The organism is Bradyrhizobium arachidis, assembly GCF_024758505.1.
In the GTDB taxonomy this organism is placed as follows: Bacteria; Pseudomonadota; Alphaproteobacteria; order Rhizobiales; family Xanthobacteraceae; genus Bradyrhizobium; species Bradyrhizobium manausense_C.
The window spans coordinates 670357-692701 of the sequence record NZ_CP077970.1; the positions used below are offsets into that span (position 1 = coordinate 670357).

The 22345-nt window shown below is 64.6% G+C and carries 16 protein-coding genes; 8 read left to right on the plus strand and 8 right to left on the minus strand.

The features are described 5' to 3' along the window. Positions 1 to 104 precede the first annotated feature (104 nt). The 4 genes from KUF59_RS03145 to KUF59_RS03160 all read left to right on the plus strand — a co-directional run bounded on the left by KUF59_RS03145 (position 105) and on the right by KUF59_RS03160 (position 5689). Positions 105 to 911 (plus strand): AraC family transcriptional regulator, encoded by an 807-nt coding sequence (locus KUF59_RS03145; protein WP_212460725.1) that lies wholly within the window; start codon positions 105 to 107, stop codon positions 909 to 911. Positions 912 to 1086: 175 nt separating this feature from the next. After that, on the plus strand, positions 1087 to 1953 hold the full coding sequence (locus tag KUF59_RS03150) for a beta-keto acid cleavage family enzyme (RefSeq protein WP_212460724.1): 867 nt from the start codon (positions 1087 to 1089) through the stop codon (positions 1951 to 1953). Between the two features lie 146 nt (positions 1954 to 2099). Beyond that, positions 2100 to 3716, plus strand: a complete 1617-nt coding sequence (locus KUF59_RS03155) for an acyl-CoA carboxylase subunit beta (RefSeq protein WP_212460723.1) — start codon at positions 2100 to 2102, stop codon at positions 3714 to 3716. Next, a complete protein-coding gene (locus KUF59_RS03160) occupies positions 3713 to 5689 on the plus strand; it encodes an acetyl-CoA carboxylase biotin carboxylase subunit (protein ID WP_212460722.1) in 1977 nt (658 codons plus the stop codon). The genes KUF59_RS03155 and KUF59_RS03160 overlap by 4 nt, the downstream gene beginning before the upstream one ends. 44 nt (positions 5690 to 5733) lie before the next feature. On the opposite strand, the gene KUF59_RS03165 is transcribed toward KUF59_RS03160, so the two are convergent. The 6 genes from KUF59_RS03165 to kce form a co-directional block, all read right to left on the minus strand. Next, a complete protein-coding gene (locus KUF59_RS03165; RefSeq protein WP_212460721.1) occupies positions 5734 to 6720 on the minus strand; it encodes an ABC transporter ATP-binding protein in 987 nt (328 codons plus the stop codon). Further along, on the minus strand, positions 6717 to 7727 hold the full coding sequence (locus KUF59_RS03170) for an ABC transporter ATP-binding protein (protein WP_212460720.1): 1011 nt from the start codon (positions 7725 to 7727) through the stop codon (positions 6717 to 6719). The genes KUF59_RS03165 and KUF59_RS03170 overlap by 4 nt, the downstream gene beginning before the upstream one ends. Then, positions 7727 to 8620 carry an ABC transporter permease gene (locus tag KUF59_RS03175; RefSeq protein WP_212460719.1) on the minus strand — a complete coding sequence of 298 codons (894 nt, stop codon included), beginning with the start codon at positions 8618 to 8620 and terminating at the stop codon, positions 7727 to 7729. The genes KUF59_RS03170 and KUF59_RS03175 overlap by 1 nt, the downstream gene beginning before the upstream one ends. 10 nt (positions 8621 to 8630) lie before the next feature. Then, positions 8631 to 9578: an ABC transporter permease gene (locus KUF59_RS03180; RefSeq protein ID WP_212460718.1), complete on the minus strand. Its 948-nt coding sequence runs from the start codon at positions 9576 to 9578 to the stop codon at positions 8631 to 8633. A gap of 40 nt (positions 9579 to 9618) precedes the next feature. Further along, a complete protein-coding gene (locus tag KUF59_RS03185) occupies positions 9619 to 11217 on the minus strand; it encodes an ABC transporter substrate-binding protein (RefSeq protein WP_258768193.1) in 1599 nt (532 codons plus the stop codon). Between the two features lie 183 nt (positions 11218 to 11400). Beyond that, positions 11401 to 12324 carry a 3,5-dioxohexanoate:acetyl-CoA acetone transferase gene (gene kce / locus KUF59_RS03190; RefSeq protein ID WP_212460716.1) on the minus strand — a complete coding sequence of 308 codons (924 nt, stop codon included), beginning with the start codon at positions 12322 to 12324 and terminating at the stop codon, positions 11401 to 11403. An 87-nt stretch (positions 12325 to 12411) separates the two neighbouring features. Here kce and KUF59_RS03195 point away from each other — a divergent pair, with 87 nt between their 5' ends. Next, positions 12412 to 13188 (plus strand): SDR family oxidoreductase, encoded by a 777-nt coding sequence (locus KUF59_RS03195; protein WP_212460714.1) that lies wholly within the window; start codon positions 12412 to 12414, stop codon positions 13186 to 13188. 109 nt (positions 13189 to 13297) lie between these two features. On the opposite strand, the gene KUF59_RS03200 is transcribed toward KUF59_RS03195, so the two are convergent. Continuing rightward, complete coding sequence (locus KUF59_RS03200) at positions 13298 to 14848, minus strand: AMP-binding protein (RefSeq protein WP_258768194.1); 1551 nt, start codon at positions 14846 to 14848, stop codon at positions 13298 to 13300. An 18-nt stretch (positions 14849 to 14866) separates the two neighbouring features. Continuing rightward, positions 14867 to 16021, minus strand: a complete 1155-nt coding sequence (locus KUF59_RS03205) for an iron-containing alcohol dehydrogenase (protein ID WP_212460712.1) — start codon at positions 16019 to 16021, stop codon at positions 14867 to 14869. Positions 16022 to 16376: 355 nt separating this feature from the next. Between KUF59_RS03205 and KUF59_RS03210 the strand changes: the two genes are divergently transcribed. The 3 genes from KUF59_RS03210 to KUF59_RS03220 all read left to right on the plus strand — a co-directional run bounded on the left by KUF59_RS03210 (position 16377) and on the right by KUF59_RS03220 (position 22185). Next, positions 16377 to 17576, plus strand: coding sequence for an efflux RND transporter periplasmic adaptor subunit (locus tag KUF59_RS03210; protein WP_212460711.1), 1200 nt, complete (start codon positions 16377 to 16379; stop codon positions 17574 to 17576). After that, positions 17573 to 20731, plus strand: coding sequence for an efflux RND transporter permease subunit (locus tag KUF59_RS03215; RefSeq protein ID WP_212460710.1), 3159 nt, complete (start codon positions 17573 to 17575; stop codon positions 20729 to 20731). The genes KUF59_RS03210 and KUF59_RS03215 overlap by 4 nt, the downstream gene beginning before the upstream one ends. Before the next feature lie 263 nt (positions 20732 to 20994). Then, positions 20995 to 22185 carry an ABC transporter substrate-binding protein gene (locus tag KUF59_RS03220; protein WP_212460709.1) on the plus strand — a complete coding sequence of 397 codons (1191 nt, stop codon included), beginning with the start codon at positions 20995 to 20997 and terminating at the stop codon, positions 22183 to 22185. Positions 22186 to 22345: the final 160 nt, after the last annotated feature.

Sequence of the window (22345 nt, forward strand, 5' to 3'; positions counted from 1 at the left end):
ATCGTGTGGTCATGACAGCGCTATCCCTTCGTGACAGCGCCTGAATTTCCGCTAAGGTGGCCCCCGTCCGCAGCGGCCTGAAGAGCCGCGCGAGGAGGACCGCCATGGAAGATAAGGGTCGCGAATCCGACCATCTGATGCTGATTACACCCGAGCGCGTGTTCTACGCCGGCCTGCTAGGCCGCCCGCGCCAGCGCTGCCCCGGCTCGTGCCACGTCTATGTGGCGCTGAAGGGCGGCCTGCATCTGACCACCGATGATGGCGAGAGCCACGGCGACATCCTCGTCACCCTGCCGAACCAGCGGCACACCATCACCAGCGACTATCGCACCGTCGTCAGCGTGACGCTCGAGCCGGAAAGCATGCCCGATGGAACGCTGGAGGCGCTCGCCGAACGGCTGACCGGACCGGACAAGGCGTTCCACGCCCGAAAGATCCTTGCCGCCTATGAGCTGCTGCGCCAGCGCCGCTATGGCAACATTGGCAATGCCGAGTTTGACGAGATGTGCTTTGGCGAGGCGTTGCCGCGCCGCACGCTCGACCCGCGCGTGACGCGGGCCGTCGCGCGCATCGGTCGCTTCTCAGGTGAGCCGGTGACGGCCGATAGTTGCGCTGCGGAAGCCGGCCTCTCGGCCTCGCGCTTCCTGCATCTGTTCAAGGAGGAGACCGGCATCTCCTTCCGCTCATTCCGGGCCTGGAAGCGTGCGCGCCATCTGCTGCACTTCGCCAATCAGGACCTCAACCTCGCCCATCTCGCGCAGGACATCGGCTATCCCGATTCCACCCATTTCAGCCACTCGATCCGCCGCTTCTACGGCTTGAAGCCGCGCGCGATCTTCGTCGGCTCGCGCGACCTTGCGATCTATCGCAGTGGCGAAACGACGGTGAAGGAGCTTGCGGAAGCAAGCTAACTGGGATCGTAGGGCGTAACCCACCACTTCTCTCAACGCGGAGAGTAAAGAGGTGGGTTACGCCTTCGGCTAACCCACCCTACGGCCGCGCCACTAGCTTCTCCGCGCAAGAAGCCGCATGTCGCGCGTCACATGATCGCAGCGTTGAATTCTCAACCTGCGAGATGTCCAAGGCATGAGCGACAAGGCCGTCATCACCTGCGCGCTGAACGGCGTGCTCACCGATCCCAAGCAGCACAACGTGCCGGTCACGCCGGAACAGATGGCGCGTGAGGCCAGGGCCGCGTTCGACGCCGGCGCTAGCATCATGCACATCCATCTGCGCCAGCAGGCGCCGAACAAGGGACACCTGCCGTCCTGGGAGGTCAGCGTCAGCAAGGAGATCCAGCAGGCGATCCGCGAAGCCTGCCCCGGCGTGATCATCAACCACACCTCGGGTGTCTCAGGTCCGAACTACTCTGGCGCGCTGGATTGCATCCGCGAGACCAGGCCGGAGATCGCGGCCTGCAACGCCGGCTCGCTGAACTATCTGAAGGTCAAGGCCGACAACACATGGGCCTGGCCGCCGATGATGTTCGACAACGCGGTCGAGAAGGTGAAGGACTATCTCGACGTCATGAACGCGGTCGGCACCATTCCCGAGTTCGAATGCTTTGACGTCGGCATCGTCCGCTGCGTCGGCATGTACACCCAGGTCGGCATGTACAAGGGGCCGCTGGAATACAACTTCGTCATGGGCGTCGCCTCCGGCATGCCGTCTGATCCCGAGCTATTGCCGATCCTGATCAAGCTGAAGCGCCCCGAGGCGCATTTTCAGGTCACCGCGATCGGGCGCGAAGAAATCTGGCCGCTGCATCAGCGCTGCGCCGATCTCGGCGGCCACCTGCGCACCGGGCTGGAGGACACTTTCTATCTCGCCGACGGCAGGAAGGTGACCTCGAACGGCCAGCTCATCGAAGCCGTCGCCGCCTGCGCAAGGCGCGCGGGCCGCGAGATCGCGAGCCCGGCAGAAGCGCGGAAGATCTTTGGGACGAATCGGTAGCCACATCCTTTCATTCCGGGGCACGCGAAGCGTGAACCCAAATGCGCAATCGCGCATTTTGAAATCTCGAGATTCTCCGATGCGCAATTGCGCATCGTAGTTCGATGCTGACGCATCGCCCCGGAATGTCGGAGCAAGTTGAGTTCATGTCCATCATCGAAAATACCATCTCCCCCGGCGGTGCGGCCTACCAGGCCAACCGCGACGGCATGCTGGGACTGATCGACCGGATGCGCACGCTGGAAGAGCGCACGCGCGCGGCATCTGCCGCCGCAAAAGATCGCTTCCACAAGCGCGGCCAACTCCTGCCGCGCGAACGCGTTGCGCTGGTGCTCGATCCCGGTGCTCCCTTTATCGAGCTCTCGACGCTCGCCGGCTACATGTTCGACGTGCCGGATCCGAACAAGAGCGTGCCCGGTGGCGGCGTCGTCGCCGGCATTGGTTTCGTCTCCGGTGTCCGCTGCATGGTGAGCGCGAGTGACGCCGGCATCGACGCCGGCGCGCTGCAGCCTTACGGCCTCGACAAGACGCTGCGGGTGCAGGAGCTCGCGCTGGAGAACAAGCTGCCTTACGTGCAGCTGGTCGAGAGCGCCGGCGCCAATCTCTTGCGCTACCGCGTCGAGGATTTCGTTCGCGGCGGCAACATCTTTCGCAATCTTGCGCGGCTGTCGGCGGCGGGCCTGCCCGTCGTCACGGTGACGCACGGCTCCTCCACCGCGGGCGGCGCCTATCAGACCGGCCTGTCCGATTACATCGTGATGGTGCGCGGCCGCACGCGCGCCTTCCTCGCCGGACCGCCGCTGCTGAAAGCCGCCACCGGCGAGGTCGCGACCGAAGAAGAGCTCGGCGGTGCCGAGATGCATACGTCGATCTCGGGCCTCGGCGATTATCTCGCCGAGGACGACCGTGATGGCTTGCGTATCGCCCGTGAGATCATGGCGGCATTGGAGTGGGACCGGCCGGGCAGGGCAGCCGCGCAGTTCAAGCCGCCGCGTTACGACCAGGACGAGTTGCTCGGCATCATGCCAATGGACCACAAGCGTCCCGTCGACATGAAGCAGGTGATCGCGCGCATCGTCGACGATTCCGATTTCACCGAGATGGCGCCGAATTACGGCCCCGCCACCGTCTGCGGCCATGCCCGCATCGAGGGACAGGCGATCGGCATCATCACCAATAACGGCCCGCTTGATCCGGCCGGCGCCAACAAGGCGACGCATTTCATCCAGGCCTGCTGCCAGACCCGCACGCCAATCCTCTATCTCAACAACACAACGGGCTACATGGTCGGCAAAGCCTATGAAGAGGCCGGCATGATCAAGCATGGCTCAAAGATGATCCAGGCGGTGACTTCGGCGACGGTGCCGCAGATCACGATCTATTGCGGCGCGTCCTTCGGCGCTGGCAATTACGGCATGTGCGGGCGCGGCTTTCATCCACGCTTCTGCTTCTCCTGGCCCAATGCGAAAACCGCCGTGATGGGCGGCGAGCAGGCCGCCGAGACCATGGCGATCGTGACGGAGGCCGCCGCCGCACGCCGCGGCAAGCCGATCGAGAAGGAGAAGCTCGAGGCCATGAAGGCGCAGATCGTCGGCGTGTTCGACGGCCAGATGGACGTATTCTCGACCAGCGCGCGCGTGCTCGACGACGGCGTGATCGATCCGCGCGACACCCGCGCGACCCTCGCCGAGGTGCTTTCGATCTGCCGCGAAGGCGACGTCCGCGCGCCCCAGCGCATGCAATTCTCGGTGGCCCGCCCATGAGGAACGGATCAGTGCAGCATCGGGCGTTCTTCAAGGTTTTGGTCGCCAACCGCGGCGAGATCGCGCTCCGCGTGATGCGCAGTGCGCGCCGGCTCGGGCTCGGCGTCGTCGCGGTCTATTCGGACGCCGACCGCGACGCGCTTCATGTGCGGCAGGCCGACCAGGCCGTGCGCATTGGCGAGGCGCTGCCGGCGCAGTCCTATCTCAATATTCCTGCGATCATCGACGCGGCGAAGGCGAGCGGCGCAGATGCCGTGCATCCCGGCTACGGCTTCCTCGCCGAGAACGAGGAGTTTGCAAAGGCTTGCAAGGATGCTGGCCTCGTCTTCATCGGTCCGTCGCCGCAGGCGATTTTGGCGATGGGTAACAAGGCCGGCGCCAAGGAGATCATGAGGAAGGCCGGCGTCCCTATCGTCCCCGGCTATCAGGGTGCCGATCAAGGCGCCGAAGTCATGCTCGCGGAGGCCAAGAAGATCGGCTTCCCCGTGATGATCAAGGCCGTCGCCGGCGGTGGCGGCCGCGGCATGCGGCTCGTGAACGACGCGGCGTCGTTTCCCGATGCGCTGCGCAGCGCGCGCTCCGAGGCCAAGGCCGCGTTCGGCGATGGCAGCGTCATCCTCGAACGCGCCATCCAGAACCCGCGCCACATCGAGATCCAGGTGTTCGGCGATATCAACGGCAACGCCATTCATCTCGGCGAGCGCGATTGCTCGGTGCAGCGCCGGCACCAGAAGCTGATTGAGGAGGCGCCGTCACCCGCGGTCACGTCGGAACTGCGCGCGAGAATGGGCGAGGTCGCAGTCGCCGCCGTCAAGGCACTGCACTATGAGGGCGCCGGCACGCTGGAATTTTTGCTCGACGAACACGGCGAGTTCTACTTCATGGAGATGAATACGCGTCTCCAGGTCGAGCATCCCGTGACGGAAGCCATCACCGGGCTCGACCTCGTCGAGCTGCAGTTGCGCGTCGCGCGCGGCGAACCGTTACCCGTCAAGCAGCAGGACATCACCTTCTCGGGCCACGCCATCGAGGTGCGGCTCTGCTCGGAAGACGCTACGCATGATTTCATGCCGCAATCCGGCCGCATGGCGCGCTGGCAGGTGCCGAACGACATCCGCGTCGAGCACGCGCTGCTATCAGGGTCGGAAATCCCGCCATTCTACGATTCCATGATCGCAAAAGTCATCAGCCATGGCGCCACGCGCGAGGAAGCGCGGGGGCGGCTCATCGTCGGCCTGGAGCAGCTCGTGGCCTTCGGCGTCACCACCAACCAGGCGTTCTTGATGTCGTGCCTGCGTCATTCCGGCTTTGCGCGCGGCGAGGCGACCACGGCCTTCATCGGTGCGCATCGCGACGAGCTGCTGGCGCCGCGCAAGGATGGTGCGTCCGACACAGCGCTTGCGGGCCTCCTGCTCTATGTCACCAATCCCAATGCTCCGTCGTGGCGCAGCGGGCGGAGCCTGGCGGCGACCTTCCCGCTGCCGGTGCAGATCGAAATCGATGGCAAGGCGCACGAGCTGGAAGTGACGCGCGAACGCGACGGCAGCTATGTCGTCGCGATTGGCGAACAGACGCACACATTCGAGATCGGCCAGCTCGATCCGGACACCATCCGCTTCCGCCACGACGGCGTGATGGACACTGCAAAATTCTATCGCGACGGCGACCGGCTCTACGTCCAGCATCGCGGCCTGCCGCTCGCGGCAACCGACCTCACGCTTGCCCCGCCAAAGGCGGCGGCTGCCAATGGTGGCGACGGAAAGGTGCGTGCCGCCATGAACGGCCGCGTCGTCGCTGTCCTCGTCAAGCCCGGCGACCGCGTGACCGCGGGCCAGCCGGTCATGACGCTGGAAGCGATGAAGATGGAGCACGTCCACAAGGCTGGCATCGACGGCGTCATCGCGGCGATCGACGTCGCCGAGGGCGAGCAGGTGACCACGGGCAGGATCGTGGTGGAGATCGGGGCGGGGTAGCCGCCTCAAATTCAACTGTCGTCCCGGCCTTCGCCGGGACGACGTCAAGGTGATCGTCCCGTTCCCTCATTCAGCAGACACGCCACCTGGTGCCCGCCGCCGGCGTCCACCAGCGCCGGCCGCTCGCTCTTGCAGCGGTCCATCGCAAAGCGGCAGCGGGTGTGAAAGGCGCAGCCGGATGGCGGATTGACCGGGCTCGGCACGTCGCCGTCGACCAGCGGCGCAAGCCGCTTTGCGTGCGGATTGGCGATCGGCACCGAGGCGAGCAGGGCCTGCGTGTAGGGATGGCGCGGATTCTTGAACAGCTCGTCCTTGTCGGCGATCTCGACGATGCGGCCGAGATACATCACCGCGACGCGGTGGCTGATATGGGCGACCACCGCAAGGTCATGCGCGATGAAGAGATAGGAAAAACCGTGCTGGCGCTGCAGGTCGATCAGGAGGTTGATGACCTGCGCCTGGATCGAGACGTCGAGCGCGGAGACCGGCTCGTCGCAGACGATCAGGTCTGGCTCCAGCGCGAGCGCGCGGGCGATGCAGATGCGCTGACGCTGGCCGCCGGAGAATTGATGCGGAAAATTGCGCATCTGGTCGGGCCGCAGCCCCACCTGCTCGAACAGTTTTGCGACGCGCGCCTCCAGCTCCTTGCCGCTGGCGAGGCCATGCACCGCGATCGGTTCGCCGACGATGTCGCCGGCGGTCATGCGCGGGTTGAGCGAGGCAAAAGGATCCTGGAACACGATCTGCATCGAGCGGCGGTGAGGACGCAGTTCGGTCTTTGAGAGGCGGGTGATGTCCTCGCCGCGCAGCCGGATCTGGCCCGAGGTCGGCTCGACCAGCCGCAACACGCTGCGCGCCACCGTCGACTTGCCGCAGCCGGATTCACCGACCAGGCCGAGCGTCTCGCCCGGGGCAAGGGCGAAGCTGACGCCATCGACCGCATGCACGGTGCCGACCTGCCGCCGCAGCACGCCGGCGCGCACCGGATAGTGCTTGATGAGGTCGGTGACCTCTAACAGCGCCTCGGTCATGCCACCGCCTCCGCGACATCAGCCGCGCGCCAGCAGGCGGCGAGGTGGCGGCCGCCAAGATCTTCCAGCGGCGGATACTCCTCCTGGCAGCGCTTGACCGCGAGCTTGCAACGCGGCGCGAAGGCGCAGCCTTTCGGCAGCCGCACCAGTGACGGCACCGTGCCGGGAATTTCGTTGAGCCGCGCCTGCGCCGCGACGCCGGATGCCGGCACGGCCGGGATCGAGGCCATCAGGCCGCGCGTATAGGGATGTTTGGGGTTGGCGAACAGCTGCTCCACCGTCGCTTCCTCGACCTTCTTGCCCGCATACATCACGATCACGCGCTGCGCCGTCTGCGCAACCACGCCGAGATCGTGCGTGATCAGCACGAGGCCGGTGCCGAGCTCCTTCTGCAGGTCGAGGATCAGCGCCAGGATTTGCGCCTGGATGGTGACGTCGAGCGCGGTGGTCGGCTCGTCGGCGATCAGCAGCACGGGACGGCAAGCCAGCGCCATCGCGATCATCGCGCGCTGGCGCATACCGCCGGAGAGCTGATGCGGATATTCCCTGGCGCGCCGCGCCGGCTCGGGAATGCGCACCAGGCGAAGCATCTCGACCGCGATGGCCTGGGCTTCTTTGGTCGAAAGCTTCCTGTGCAGCCGCACCGCCTCGGTGATCTGATCGCCGATCCGCATTACCGGATTGAGCGAGGTCATCGGCTCCTGAAAGATCATCGAGATGCGGTTGCCCCTGATCGCGCGCATCTGCGCCTCGTCCAGCGCCAGCAAATCGGTGCCTTCGAGCGTCACGGAGCCGCCGACAATGCGGCCGGGCGGATCCGGCACCAGCCGCATGAGGGAGAGTGCGGTCACGCTCTTGCCGCAGCCGGATTCGCCGACGATCGCCAGCGTCTCGCCGCGCTTCACGCTGAACGAGACGTCATCCACCGCCTTGAACAGGCCGGAATTGGTGAAGAACACCGTCTTCAGGTTCTTCACATCGAGCACGATATCGGGGCCATCTGCCATCAGCCGCGCTGCCTTGGATCGAGGATGTCGCGCAGCGCGTCACCGAACAGGTTTGTGCCGAACACCGCCAGGCTGATCGCAACACCTGGAAAGATCACCAGCCACGGCGCGGTGCGGACATATTCGGCGGCCGATTCCGACAGCATGCGGCCCCAGGACGGATAGGGTTCGGGAATGCCGAGGCCGAGGAACGACAGCGAGGCTTCGGTGAGGATCGTCGAGCCGAGCTGGGCGGTGGCGAGCACGATCAGCGGCGCCAGCGTGTTCGGCAGCACGTGGCGGAGCGCAATCCGCACCTCGCTCATGCCGATCGATTTCGCCGCCTCCACGAAGGGCTGCTCGCGCAGCGCCAGCGTGTTGGCACGGATGACGCGCGCCACCGTCGGGATCAGGGGAATGGCGATCGCGATGATCACGTTGGGCAGCGATGGCCCGAGCGCCGCCGTCATCACCAGCGCCAGCACCAGCAGCGGCAGCGCCTGGAGGATGTCGGAGACGCGCTGGAACACGAGGTCGACCCAGCCGGACAGATAGCCCGACGTCAGTCCGACGATGACACCGATCGAGGCGCCGAGCGCGGTCGATCCGATGCCGACCGCGAGCGAGATCCGCGCGCCGTGGATGATGCGGCTGAACACGTCGCGGCCGAAGGAATCGGTGCCCATCCAGTGCGCCGCACTGGGACGGGCCAGGGCATGCGCGGCGTCGACGGTGAGGGGGTCGAAGCGGGCGATGAAGTCGGCAAAGACCGCCGTGAAGACGAACAGAATCATGATGACGAGGCCGGCTGCGCCCAGCACATGCCGCTGCGCCAGGAACAGCACACGCCGCCAGCCTCCCGTCGCATTGGCGCCGGCGCGCCTCAGTTCGACATCAAAGTCGATCGCTGCCATGCATCCCCTCCTAATCCGTAAAGCGGATGCGCGGGTCGAACACCGCGTAGAGCATGTCGACGATAAAGTTCGCGAACACAACGACGACGGCGATGAACATCACGAGATTCTGTACGATCGGGTAGTCGCGCCAGCGGATCGCCTCGACAAGGAAGCGGGCGACGCCGGGAATGTTGAACACGGTCTCGGTCACGATCAGGCCGCCGATCAGGAAGGCCGCCTCGATGCCGATCACGGTGATGACGGGCAAAATCGCGTTCTTCAGCGCGTGGTGATAGTTCACCGATGCATCCGAGGCGCCCTTTGCCCGCGCGGTGCGGATATAATCCTGCCGCAGCACTTCCAGCATCGAGGAGCGCGTGATGCGCATGGTCAGCGCCGCGCTGCGGAAGCCGACGGCCGCCGCCGGCACGGCGTAGGTCGCGAATGCTTCAAGGAACGTCTTCGGATTGGGATTGAAGATCGGCATCTGGCCGAAGAACGACACCGACGCCGTGAGGATCAACAGGCCGAGCCAGAACGAGGGCAGCGACAGGCCGCTGAGGCTGATCACGCGCAGCGTATAGTCGAGCCGTGTGCCCTGCTTCACCGCGCTAATGACGCCCAAGGGAATCCCGATGGATGCGGAGAACAACAGCGCCAGCCCGGCCAGCCGCGCCGTGATCGGAATCCGCGGCAAGATCTCCTGGAGTGCCGGCTTCTCCGAGACGTAGGAGTAGCCGAAATCACCGCGCAGCAAGCCGCTGATCCAGTGCCAGTACTGCACCACCAGCGGCTGGTCGATGCCGAGTTCTTTTTCCAGATTGGCCTTGTCGGCGGGATCGACATAGCCGGCGGCCGCGAACAGGATGTCGACGATATTGCCGGGCACGATGCGCAACAGGAAGAAGATGACGACCGAGATCCCGAACAGGGTCACGAGCATCAGGAACAGCCGCCGCACCAGATAGGCAAACATCCTTCGCCCTCCGCGAGCCGCTAACCTTCAACCTATCGCGCTACTTGTCCAGCCAAACATCCTCGTAGCGAAAGCCATTATAGGAACTGTTGGACATGATCGTGATCCCCTTCACGTAGGGCTGCCAGCAGGTGCCGGCGCGCGCATGGAAGATGATCGGGCGAGCCACGTCCTCCTGCAGCTTCTTGTCGATGTCCCAGACCAGCTGCTTGCGCTTGCTCACGTCGATCTCCTGCGACTGCGCGTCGAACAGCTTTTCGATCTCCTTGTTGCAGTAGTTGGTGTAGTTCCGTTCCGACCCGCAGGAATAGTTCTCGTAGAAGGACTGATCGGGATCGTCGACGGAATTGCCGGTCAGATTGAGGCCGAGCATGTAATCCTTTCGCGCGACCTTCGGGAACCAATTCGCGGTCTCCACGACGTCGAGCTCGCCGTCGATATAGATGCTCTTGAGCTGGTCGATCAGGATCACCGCGGGATCGCGATATTCCGCGAGATTGCGCGTGGAAACCTTCACCGCGAGATGCTTGTCGGGACCGTAGCCGGCCTTCTGCATCAGCTTCTTCGCTTCCTCGCGGTTCGCGTTCACGTCCGGGCCGTAGCCGGGAATGCTCTCCAGCCTGTCCTTGGGCATGCCCCAGATGCCCTGCGGCGGCGGCAGCATGGTGCCGCCGATATCGGCTTGGCCTTCGAACAGGATGTTGACGAAGGCCTTGCGGTCCAGCGCCATCGCCATGGCACGGCGGATATCGATGTTGTCGAACGGCGCCGAGGTCGAATTGACGATGATGTTGGTCGAGACGTTGGTCGGCTCGACCACGCAAACAGCGTTTGGCGCCTGGGATTTCACGTCCTTCAGCAGCGGGATCGTGATGTGCGTCGGGAAGGTCATGTCAAACTTGCCGGCGACGAAGGCCAGGATCGCGGTCGAGCGGTTCGGGATGATGGTGTACTCGATGCCGTCGAGATAGGGCCGGCCCCTCTTCCAGTAGTCGGGGTTGCGGACGAGCTTGATCGATTCATTGGCCTTGAACTCGACGAACTTGAACGGGCCGGTGCCAACAGGGTTGGTGCGCATGTCGCCGGGCGAGACGTGGCAGGGATAGACCGGCGTGTAGCCCGAGGCGAGCAGGGCCAGCAGCGAGGGCTGCGGCCGTTTCAGGTTGAAGGAGACCTCGAAATCGCCGTTGGTCGAGATGTCGTTGACCTCGCTGTACCAGGCCTTTCGTGGGTTCTGCCGGAATTTCTGCTGCGACTTGCCCATCAGCATCTCGAAGGTGCATTTGACGTCCGCCGAGGTGAACGGCTTGCCGTCGTGCCATTTGACGCCCTGGCGCAGCTTGAAGGTCAGCGTCTTGTTGTCGTTGACCCAGGCCCAGCTCTCCGCCAGCTCGGGCCTCAGCGTATCGGGGCTGTTCTGCGCGATGTGCTGGTCGTAGATGACGAGATTGTTGAACACCCCCATGAACGGCACGTTGATCGAGTAGGTCGCGCCTTCATGGATCGAGGCATTGGCGGGGCTGTCGCGGTGATACATCCGCAGGACACCGCCTTGTTTGCCCTCCCCGGCGAAAATGGTGGTGGGAACCGTCAGCAAAGATAGCGCCGCCATTGCGGCGAGCGCCCGCACGCTCCGCATGCTCATCCTCCCTCGACATCGGCCTTTGCGGCCTGTTTGGATGGACGATAGCGACGGGCGCGGGGGCAGGCAACGGCTAAGGCCAGTTGCCGCCTTGGTAATTCGGATGACGGAAGGCCGCAGGCGACCCGTCTTTCACAATATGAGAGTGCGGGTGCGAACAACCGGCCGGACGCGGTCGCCTTACACCTGGAGCGTGTCGCCGCCCTTCAGGTGCAGCATCTCGCGGGCCTCGTCGGAGCTTGCGACCTCGAGGCCGAGGCCCTCGATGATCTTGCGGGCAAGCCGCACCTGCTCGGCATTCGAGGACGCCATGCGGCCCGGCGCCGCCCACAGCGAGTCCTCCAGCCCGACCCGGATATTGCCGCCCATGGCGGCGGCCATCGCGGCGATTGGCAGTTGATGCCGGCCGGCGCCAAGCACCGACCAGATGAACTTGTCGCTGAACAGCCGTTCCGCGGTGCGCTTCATGTGCAGCACGTCTTCCGGGTGCGGGCCGATGCCGCCCTGCAGGCCGAACACGGTCTGCACGAACAGCGGCGGTTTTACGAGGCCCTGCTGGAGGAAATAGTCGAGATTGTAGAGATGCGCCGTATCGTAGCATTCGAACTCGAACCGGGTTCCCGTCTGCGACAGCGTCTTCAATACGAACTCGATGTCCTGAAACGTGTTGCGGAACACAATGTCCTTGTTCTCGACATGCTTGCGTTCCCATTCGTGCTTGAAGGTCTTGAAGCGGTTGAGCATGCCGAAGAAGCCGAAGTTCATCGAGCCCATGTTCAGCGAGGCGACTTCCGGCTTGTAGACTGCGGCCGGTCGTACCCGCTCGTCCACCGTCATGGTCGGCGAGCCGCCGGTGGTGAGATTGATCACCGCGTTGGAACGCTGCTTGATGATCTTGAGGAACGGCGCAAACGCCTCGGGTGACTGATCGGGCTGGCCGGTCTCGGGGTTGCGCGCGTGCAGATGCACGATGGCGGCGCCGGCTTCGGCGGCTTCGATCGCGGCGTCCGCGATCTCCTGCGGTGTCACGGGGAGTGCGGGCGACATCGATGGCGTGTGGATCGCGCCGGTGACGGCGCAGGTGATGATGACTTTGCGGGCCATTACTTTGCTCACCATGGGTTGGGTTTGCACTCCGGCGTGGCTTTGATCTAACGTCACGCTTAGCATTTCGGACAGAGTGGAGCCATCATGGATCTCGACATCAAAGGGTTGCGCGTGCTGGTGACCGCGGGCGCGGGTGGCATCGGTCTTGCCATCGCCCGTCGCTTCGCCGGCGAGGGCGCCAGGGTTCATGTCTGCGACGTCGACGAGATGGCGCTGGCGGCGCTTGCGAACAGCGATCCCACTTTGTCGCGCTCGCAATGCGACGTGTCGGATCGTGCAGCCGTACAGACGATGTTCGACGACGCGCTGCGTCAGCTCGGCGGGCTCGATGTGCTCGTCAACAATGCCGGCATCGCCGGGCCGACCTCCAAGGTCGAGGAGATGAACCCGGAGGACTGGGATCGCTGCCTCGATATCTGCCTCACCGGCCAGTTCAACTGCACGCGGCTCGCGGTGCCCTTGCTGCGCGAGAGCCAGAATGCCTCGATCGTCAACATCTCGTCGGCCGCGGGCAAGGTCGGCTTTGCCATGCGCACGCCCTATGCGGCGGCCAAATGGGGCGTGATTGGGCTGACGAAATCGCTGGCGATCGAGCTCGGTCCCGACAAGATCCGCGTCAACGCCATTTTGCCGGGCCTCGTGGCCGGCGATCGCCAGCGCCGCGTGCTGGAAGCAAAAGCGCAGCAGCGCGGCATCTCCTACGCCGAGATGGAGCGCATCGCGTTCTCCTACACCTCGATCAAGGACTACGTGACGCCGGAGCAGATCGCCGACCAGATCATTTTCATGGCAAGCCCGCGCGGGCGCACGATCTCGGGACAGGCGATCTCGATCTGCGGCGATACGCAGATGCTGGGGTGAGACGCGTCAACAAATTCCGCCGTCGTCCCGGATCTGCGCTTACGCTTGTCCGGGACGACACCGAATTTGTTGGCGCACGCTTGCGCAATTCACGCGTCATACGACATCCTCACACGATCCGCGAGGTCTTGTTCCCCCAATAGCGATCGCGCAGCAGGCGCTTGTACAGTTTGCCCGTCGGAAGCCGCGGCAACTCCTTCTCGAAATCGACCGAGCGCGGTACCTTCTGGCGCGCCAGCGACTGGCCGCAGAAGGCGATCAGCTCTTCGGCGAGCGCCGGACCGGGGACGACGCCGGGCATCGGCTGCACCACCGCCTTAACCTCTTCGCCCAGATCGGCATTGGGCACGCCGAACACGGCGGCGTCCGCCACCTTGGGATGGGTGATCAAAAGGTTCTCGCATTCCTGCGGATAGATGTTCACGCCGCCCGAGATGATCATGAAGCTCGCGCGGTCGGTGAGGTAGAGGAAGCGGTCCGCGTCGACATAGCCGACGTCGCCGACCGTGCTCATGCTGCCGTCGGCCGAGCGCACCTCCTTGGTCTTTTCGGGGTCGTTGAAATATTCGAACGGCGATGCCGTCTTGAACCACACCGTGCCCGGCGTGCCGACCGGGCAGGCCTTCATGTTCTCGTCGAGGATATGCAAATCGCCGAGCAGCACTTTGCCGACGGTGCCGCGATGGGCGAGCCACTCCTGGGTGTTGCAGGCGGTGAAGCCGAGCGCTTCGGTGGCGCCGTAATATTCATGGATGATCGGGCCCCACCATTTGATCATGTCGTCCTTGACCAGGGCCGGGCAAGGCGCGGCGGCGTGGATCGCGATCTCCAGCGACGAGAGGTCGTAACGTTTACGCACCTCCTCCGGCAGCTTCAGCATCCGTGAAAACATCGTCGGCACGAGCTGGGTGTGGGTGATGCCCCACTTTTCCACGAGCTGGAGATAATGCTCGGGGTCAAAACTCTCCATGATGATCGCGGTGCCGCCCGCGCGGATCGTGAGATTGACCGCGGCCTGCGGCGCCGCGTGATAGAGCGGCGCCGGCGACAGATAGATCATGCCCTCGCGGTACTGCCAAAGCCTTGCCAGGAAATCGAACACCGGCAGATTGTGTTTCGGCGGCTCCTCCGGCAGCGGGCGCAAGATGCCCTTGGGCCGGCCGGTCGTGCCCGATGAATAGAGCATCGCGGTACCGAGCCATTCATCCGCGATCGGCGTCTTCGGCATGTCGGCGGTAACCTCGGCCAGGCCGACGATGCGGTCGCTTTCGCCGGGGCCATCGGCAACGATGCAGAGCCTGACGTCGGGGCAAGCCTGGATCGCCTCGCGCGCGATATCGAGTTTGGCGACCGACGTGATCAGGATCTTTGACTGGCTGTTGACGAGGAGATAGGCGAGCTCGCCCGCGGTGAGGAACGAGTTGATGCAGGTGTAGTAGAGCCCGCTGCGCTCGCCCGCGTCGCAGGCTTCGAGATAGCGCGAATTGTTCTCCATGAAGATCGAGAAATGATCGAGGCGCTTCAAGCCGTGCTTGCGGAACAGATGCGCGAGCCGGTTGCTGCGCGCCTCCAACTCGCGATAGGTCACTGTCTCGCCCGTACCGGCCATGATGAAGGCGGGTTGCAGCGGGCGTAGACGGGCGTGCGTTCCGGTGTACATCAGTCCTCCAGATCGGGATCAGGCGGCAAGAAACAGGATTTCGCGCACTTGCGCGGGAGATTCGATCTTGCGCGGGTTGCGCGGCACCCAGGGCGTGCGCATCGCCTGTGCAGCGATGGCGTCAAAGTGTTCGGGCGCGACGCGGACATCGGCGAGGCTGCGCGGCATGCCGAGCCCGCGGATGAAGGCGTCCAGCACGTCGGCGGCAGCAAGGCTCGGATGGCCCATCGCGGCTGCGACGATCGCCTGGCGGTCGGCATTGTCGCGCGCGTTCCAGCGCATCACCGCCGGCAGCATCACGCAGGAGGTGTAGCCATGCGGCACGTCGAAGGCGGAGCCCAGCACGTAGCCGATGCCGTGGCTCGCGCCCATCGGCACGCCGGCCGACAGTGCCCCCATCGACAGCCACGTACCGATCTGCGCGTCCATCCGCGCGTCGAGATCGGCAGGGTTGGCCTTCACCCGCGGCAGCGCGTCGGCGAGCATCGCAAGTCCCTTGACCGACTGCGCGTCGGCAAAGGGATGCGTCTCGCGCGAGCAGATCGCCTCCACGCAATGATCCACCGCGCGGATGCCCGTCGAGAGGAACAGCCATTCCGGCGTGTGCACGGTGACGGCGGGATCGAGGATCGTCACGCGCGGCACCACCAGCGGGTGCCGGAGCATCTCCTTGACGTTGATCTTCCGGTTGGTGACGCCGGCGATGGAGCTGAATTCGCCGCCTGCGATCGTGGTCGGCACGCTGATCTGGCGCACGATGGGCGCGGCCATCTCGGGCGCGACACCCTTGTGGACGCGGATCTTCTCGATGCCATCGATCGTGTCGATGCCGTTGGCAAGGCAGAGCTGCACCGCCTTGGCGCCATCGGTGATGGAACCGCCGCCGACGGTGACGATGATATCGGCGCGCGCCTCGCGCGCCGCATTCGTCGCCGCGATCACGGCCTCGCGCGGCGTATGCGCCGGCATCGCGTCGAACACCCCCACGCAGCGGGAGCCCAGGGCCTGCCTGATCTTCTGGATTTCATCGGTCTCGCGGTTCAGCGTGCCGGAGACCATCAGGAAGGCGCGGTTCAACCTGAGCCGGTCCAGCTGCTCGACGATGGCGCTTGCAGCCGGCAGGCCGAACACGACCTCGTCGATCGCGCCGTAAACGACACGTCCTTGGTACACGCTGTCCTCCCGGGGACATCAGTCTTGTTTTTCTTGAGATAATCTAGCCGAGCCCGCCGCATCAGTCATGCGCGAACACGCTGGCACGATGTCACCCTCCTCCTCCAGGGGAGGGTGACATGACCCGCTCCTCGATTCATGAGCCCAGTCACTAAGTCTATTCGCGCGCCGCCGGCTAATCGCCGTGCACGCGATTGGATCTGTCTCTGTCAACCTGTCCACGTGGGCAGGCATCCCAGCGGGGATTGCGCGGGTCGCCGTCTTGAAGAGTTCATTATTGAGACCCATCTTGTGCCGCCTGCGGGTAAGGGGCTACCCTGTTTGCTGCCGCAGCCACCAAGGAAGGGGGCACGAGATGAGCGAGCCGAACCAGGGGCAGCATTTTGCGCGACGGCTATCCGCGTCGCCTCCCTTCCTGAGCGTTGTGGCCCTGAGCTTTGCCGGCCTTCTTGCCGGTTGCGACCGGCCGGCCCAGCAGGCAGCCGCGCCGCCACCGCCGGCGGTGACCGTCGCCCAGCCCACAAAACGCACCGTGACCGATTGGGATGAGTTCACCGGCCGCTTCGAGGCGGTCGAGGAGGTGCAGGTGCGTGCCCGCGTCGGCGGCTTCGTCAACTCCGTCGAATTCCAGGACGGTGCGATCGTGCGCACCGGTGACCTGCTTTATGTCATCGACCCCCGTCCGTTCGAGGCGGCGGCCCAGCAGGCCGACGGCAAGCTTTCTGACGCGCGCGCCAAGGTCGAGCTTGCCAAGCGCGAACTCGACCGCGCTCTCAACCTGGTCCAGACCAATGCCGTCTCCGAGCAGGTCGTCGACCAGCGCCGCCAGGCCTTGCAGGCCGCCCACGCCGCCGAGATGCAGGCCGAGGGCGAACTGAAGGTGGCCAAGCTCAATATCGAGTTCACCCATGTGCAGGCGCCGCTCACAGGACGTGTCAGCCGCCACCTCGTCAGCCCCGGCAATCTCGTGCAGGGCAGCGACAACGGCGCCTCGACCTTGCTCACCTCGATCGTCACGCTCGATCCGATCTACATCTATTTCGACTTGGACGAGGCGACCTATCAGAGAAATTCGCGGCTCTGGCACGAGGGCAAGCGGCCGAGCTCGCGCGATACGCCCAACCCGGTGCAGGTGACGCTCGCCGGCGAGACAAAACCGTCGCATGACGGCGTCATCAACTTCCTCGACAACCGTCTCGACGCCTCGACTGGCACGCTGCGCAGCCGTGCGGTGATCAAGAACACCGACCTGTCCATCCTGCCCGGCCAGTTCGGCCGCGTGCGGCTGATCGGCAGCTCGCCCTATGAGGCGCTGCTGATCCCGGACACAGCTGTCGCAACCGACCAGTCCCGAAAAATCGTCTTCGTGGTCAAGCCCGACGACACCGTCGAAGCGAAACCCGTGATGCTCGGCCCGCTCGACGACGGCCTGCGCGTGATCCGCGAAGGATTGAAGGCCGACGACCGTGTCATCGTCGACGGCATCCAGCGCGCCCGCGTCGGAGCCAAGGTCACCACGCACACGGCCCAGGCGCCGGCCGGTGGCAAGTCATGAATCTCGGCCGCCTCTCCATCAACCAGCCCATTTTGGCGATGGTGCTGTCGATCGTGCTCCTGATCGTGGGCGCGCTTGCCTACACCACGCTGCCGGTGTCCGAATATCCGCAAGTGGTGCCGCCCACCGTGGTCGTCACCACGCAATATCCCGGCGCCTCCGCGCAGACCGTGTCGGATACGGTCGCCGCTCCCATCGAGCAGGAGATCAACGGCGTCGAGGACATGCTGTATCTCTACAGCCAGGCGACCTCGAACGGGCAGTTGACCATCACGGTCACCTTCAAGCTCGGCACCGATCTCGACAAGGCCCAGGTGCTGGTGCAGAACCGCGTCGCGATCGCGCAGCCGCGTTTGCCCGAGGAAGTCCAGCGCAACGGCGTCACCACGCGCAAGAACTCGCCCGACATTTTGATGGTCGTGTTCATGCTGTCGCCCGACGACACCTTCGACCAGCTCTACATCTCCAACTACGCGCTGCTCCAGGTGCGCGACCAGCTCCTGCGGCTCGATGGCGTCGGCGACATCCAGATCTTCGGCGCGCGCGATTATTCGATGCGGCTGTGGCTCGATCCCGACCGTATCGCCAATCTCGGCCTGACCTCGACCGAGGTGCTCGCGGCGATCCGGTCGCAGAACGTGCAGATTGCTGGCGGCCAGATCGCCGAGCCGCCGATCGCGGACCGCGCCTTCCAGCCGAACCTCACCTTCACCGGACGGCTGAAGGACCAGAAACAGTTCGAGGAGATCCTGATCAAGGCCGGCGCCGACGGCCGCACGGTGCGCCTGCGCGACGTTGCCCGCATCGAGCTCGGCGCGCTGTCCTACACCACCAACAGCTTCCTGCTCCGGAAATCGGCCGTCGCCATGCTGGTCACGCAGCGGCCCGGGTCGAACGCGCTGGCGACTGCCAAGAACATCTCCGACACCATGACGCGGCTGAAGGCGAGCTTTCCGAAAGGCCTCGACTACAACATCGGCTATAACCCGACCGAGTTCATCGCGCAATCCGTCCACGAGCTGATCAAGACCATCTATGAGGCCATGGTGCTCGTGGTCATCGTGGTGCTGGTGTTCCTGCAGGGCTGGCGTCCCGCGATCATCCCGATCATCGCGATTCCGGTGTCGCTGGTCGGCACCTTTGCCGTGATGGCGGCGCTCGGCTTCTCCATCAACAACCTCACCTTGTTCGGCCTGGTGCTCGCCGTCGGCATCGTGGTCGACGACGCCATCGTGGTGGTCGAGAATGTCGAGCGGCATCTTGAGCATGGCATGAGCCGGCGCGATGCGGCGCTGAAGACCATGGAGGAGGTCGGCGGTGCGCTGGTGTCGATCGCGCTGGTGCTGTGCGCCGTGTTCGTGCCGACCGCATTCATTGGCGGCATCTCCGGCCAGTTCTTCCAGCAATTCGCCGTCACGATTGCGGTCGCCACTGCGATCTCCTGCTTCTGCTCGCTGACGCTGTCGCCGGCGCTGGCCTCGCAGATCCTGGTGCCGCATGAGGAGAAGCGGCCGCCGGCGCGCTGGAATTTTGTCGCGCGCGGCTGGGACGCATTCACCGGCGTCTTCAACCGCACCTTCGACCGGCTGGCGCATGGCTATGCAGGCGTCGCCAACTTCGTGATCCGCCATTCCGTGGTGATGCTGCTGTTCTACGTCGCACTGATCGGCAGCGCCGGCTGGCTGATCGTGACCACGCCGCAGGGCTTCATCCCGTCGCAGGATCGCGGCTACGTCATCATCTCCGTGCAACTGCCGGGCGCGGCGTCGTTGGCCCGCACCACGGAGGTCGTTCGCGAGATCGAGCGTATCGCGCTGGACACGCCTGGCATCGTCCGCGTCGCCGCCTTCGCCGGCTTTTCCGGCGCGACACGAACACAGGCCGGCAATGCCGCCGCGCTATTTCCGGTGTTCGATGAGCCGGAGGTGCGCCTGAAGAAGGGTCTTTCGGCGACCGCCATCACCGGCGAGCTGCGCAAGCGCCTGTCCGCGATCCAGGGCGCCTTCATCATCGTCATCCCGCCGCCCGCCGTGCCGGGCATCGGTACCGGCGGCGGCTTCACCATTCGCGTGCAGGACCGGCAGGGCCGCGGCGCGCAAATGCTGGCGGCGGCGACCGACGAGCTCGTCGGCGCCGCGCGAAAATCGCCAAGCCTCACCTCGGTGTTCTCGCCGTTCACGGCCAACACGCCGCAGGTGTTCGTCGACATCGACCGCACCAAGGCGCAAAAACTCGGCGTTCCCATCGCCAATATCAACGACACCATCCAGACCTATTTCGGCTCGACCTACGTCAACGACTTCAATCTGTTCGGCCGCACCTATCACGTCACCGCGCAGGCCGATCAGCCGTTCCGGAAAGAGACCAGCGACCTGTCGCGGCTGCGCACCCGCAATGCCGCGGGCGACATGGTGATGCTCGGCAGCGTGGTCGATTTCCGCGACGTCTCCGGCCCCGACCGCGTCGCGCGCTACAATCTCTATCCGGCGTCCGAGCTCCAGGGCGAGCCGACGCCGGGCACGAGCTCGAGCACCGCGCTCAACGCGATCAAGAAGCTTGCCGACGACACCTTGCCGAGCGGCTTCAGCTTCGAATGGACCGACCTGTCCTATCAGCAGGTCACCGGAGGCAATGCCGGCCTGTTCGTATTTCCCATCTGCGTGCTGTTCGTCTATCTCGTGCTCGCCGCGCAATACGGCAGTTGGACCTTGCCCTTCGCGGTGATCCTGATCGTGCCGATGTGCCTGCTCGCCGCCACCATCGGCGTGCGGCTGATGGGCCAGGACGTCAATATCCTGACCCAGATCGGATTCGTCGTGCTGGTGGGCCTAGCCGCCAAGAACGCCATCCTGATCGTCGAGTTCGCGCGCGATATCGAGCTCGAAGGCAAGCCGCGACTGGAGGCCGTCATCGAGGCCTGCCGGCTGCGGCTGCGGCCGATCCTGATGACGTCCTTCGCCTTCATCCTCGGCGTGTTGCCGCTGGTGATCTCGACCGGCTCAGGCTCGGAGATGCGGCAGGCCGTCGGCGTCGCCGTGTTCTTCGGCATGATCGGCGTCACGCTGTTCGGCCTCGTCTTCACCCCGATCTTCTATGTGGTGGTGCGGAACTTGGCTGAGGGGCGGAATACGAAGAAGGCCGAGACCGCAGCGTGATGTTCCCCCAACGTCGTCCTGGCGAAAGCCAGGACCCATTACCCCAGGGAGCAGTTGTGGTGCGAAGTTGGTGGTTGCCGATCTTCGCCAAACTTCTCCCTGGGGTAATGGGTCCTGGATCTGCGCTTCGCTTGTCCAGGACGACGACGTTTGCGGGACCTTGTGCCCATACTAACGGCTGAGACCGAAATGGATGGGCACGGCTGGGGTTCTTCACTAGTATCCGCGCGATTTCAAAACAGAACACTGCTGGGAGACAACATATGAAATCAGCACTTTTGGCGGCCGTTGGTGTGAGCGCGCTGCTGTTAGTGGCGCCTGCGTCCGCACAAGGCGTCAAGATCGGCATCCTCAACGACCAGTCCGGCGTCTACGCCGATTACGGCGGCAAATGGTCGGTCGAGGCCGCCAAAATGGCGATCGAGGATTTTGGCGGCGAGGTGCTCGGCCAGAAGATCGAGCTCGTCACCGCAGACCACCAGAACAAGCCGGATCTCGCGGTCTCGATCGCGCGGCGCTGGTATGACGTCGAGAACGTCGACATGATCACGGAGCTGACGACATCCTCCGTCGCGCTCGCGATCCATGAGCTTTCCAAGGAAAAGAAGAAGATCGACATCGTCGTGGGTGCGGCGACCTCGCGTCTCACGGGCGACGCCTGCCAGCCCTACGGCTTCCACTGGGCCTATGACACCCATGCGCTCGGCGTCGGCACCGGCGGCGCGCTGACCAAGGCGGGCGGCGACACCTGGTTCTTCCTGACCGCCGACTACGCGTTCGGCTACGCACTGGAGAAGGACACCAGCGACATCGTGCACGCCAATGGCGGCAAAGTGGTCGGCTCGGTGCGCGTACCGCTCAACTCGTCCGACTTCTCCTCCTTCCTGCTGCAGGCGCAGAGCTCGAAGGCGAAGATCGTCGGCCTCGCCAATGCCGGCCTCGACACCACCAACTCGATCAAGCAGGCGGCCGAGTTCGGCATCGTCACCGGCGGCCAGAAGCTCGCCGGCCTCTTGATGACGCTCGCCGAAGTCAACGGCCTCGGTCTCCAGGCTGCGCAGGGCCTCGTGCTGACCGAAGGCTATTACTGGGACCTCAACGACAAGACGCGCAATCTCGGCGAACGCTTCCTCAAGCGCACTGGCAGAATGCCGAGCATGATCCATGCCGGCACCTATTCGTCGACGCTGAGCTACCTGAAGGCGGTGAAGGCCGCCGGCACCAAGGATCCGGACGCGGTCGCCAAGAAGCTGAAGGAGCTGCCGGTCGACGACGACTTTGCAAAGGGCAAGGTGCTCGAGAATGGCCGCATGGTCCACGACATGTATCTGTTCGAGGTCAAGAAGCCCTCGGAGTCAAAGAAGCCCTGGGACTATTACAAGCTGCTCGCGACCGTGCCGGGCGACCAGGCGTTCTTCTCCGCCAAGGACAGCGGCTGTCCCGCGACGAAGTAAACTGCCTCTTCCCATCAATTGGGATGCTGATTGTGTCATCGTCCCGGCGCCTCGCCGGGACGATTTTCTTTGAGCGCTTCGGCCCGATGCATGCCAGCAATGACCCCATAGACGCCCGAATCGGCTCCAAAATGCCGAATCTGTGGGGTCCGGCGCCTCG

Bases quoted from the DNA above. Each gene is read 5' to 3' on its own strand.
- KUF59_RS03170 (WP_212460720.1), bottom strand. From the start codon at position 7,727: ATGGCAGATGGCCCCGATATCGTGCTCGATGTGAAGAACCTGAAGACG.
- KUF59_RS03215 (WP_212460710.1), top strand. From the start codon at position 17,573: ATGAATCTCGGCCGCCTCTCCATCAACCAGCCCATTTTGGCGATGGTG.
- KUF59_RS03160 (WP_212460722.1), top strand. From the start codon at position 3,713: ATGAGGAACGGATCAGTGCAGCATCGGGCGTTCTTCAAGGTTTTGGTC.
- KUF59_RS03145 (WP_212460725.1), top strand. From the start codon at position 105: ATGGAAGATAAGGGTCGCGAATCCGACCATCTGATGCTGATTACACCC.
- KUF59_RS03210 (WP_212460711.1), top strand. From the start codon at position 16,377: ATGAGCGAGCCGAACCAGGGGCAGCATTTTGCGCGACGGCTATCCGCG.
- KUF59_RS03220 (WP_212460709.1), top strand. From the start codon at position 20,995: ATGAAATCAGCACTTTTGGCGGCCGTTGGTGTGAGCGCGCTGCTGTTA.
- KUF59_RS03165 (WP_212460721.1), bottom strand. From the start codon at position 6,720: ATGACCGAGGCGCTGTTAGAGGTCACCGACCTCATCAAGCACTATCCG.
- kce (WP_212460716.1), bottom strand. From the start codon at position 12,324: ATGGCCCGCAAAGTCATCATCACCTGCGCCGTCACCGGCGCGATCCAC.
- KUF59_RS03185 (WP_258768193.1), bottom strand. From the start codon at position 11,217: ATGCGGAGCGTGCGGGCGCTCGCCGCAATGGCGGCGCTATCTTTGCTG.
- KUF59_RS03180 (WP_212460718.1), bottom strand. From the start codon at position 9,578: ATGTTTGCCTATCTGGTGCGGCGGCTGTTCCTGATGCTCGTGACCCTG.
- KUF59_RS03195 (WP_212460714.1), top strand. From the start codon at position 12,412: ATGGATCTCGACATCAAAGGGTTGCGCGTGCTGGTGACCGCGGGCGCG.
- KUF59_RS03175 (WP_212460719.1), bottom strand. From the start codon at position 8,620: ATGGCAGCGATCGACTTTGATGTCGAACTGAGGCGCGCCGGCGCCAAT.
- KUF59_RS03200 (WP_258768194.1), bottom strand. From the start codon at position 14,848: ATGTACACCGGAACGCACGCCCGTCTACGCCCGCTGCAACCCGCCTTC.
- KUF59_RS03150 (WP_212460724.1), top strand. From the start codon at position 1,087: ATGAGCGACAAGGCCGTCATCACCTGCGCGCTGAACGGCGTGCTCACC.
- KUF59_RS03155 (WP_212460723.1), top strand. From the start codon at position 2,100: ATGTCCATCATCGAAAATACCATCTCCCCCGGCGGTGCGGCCTACCAG.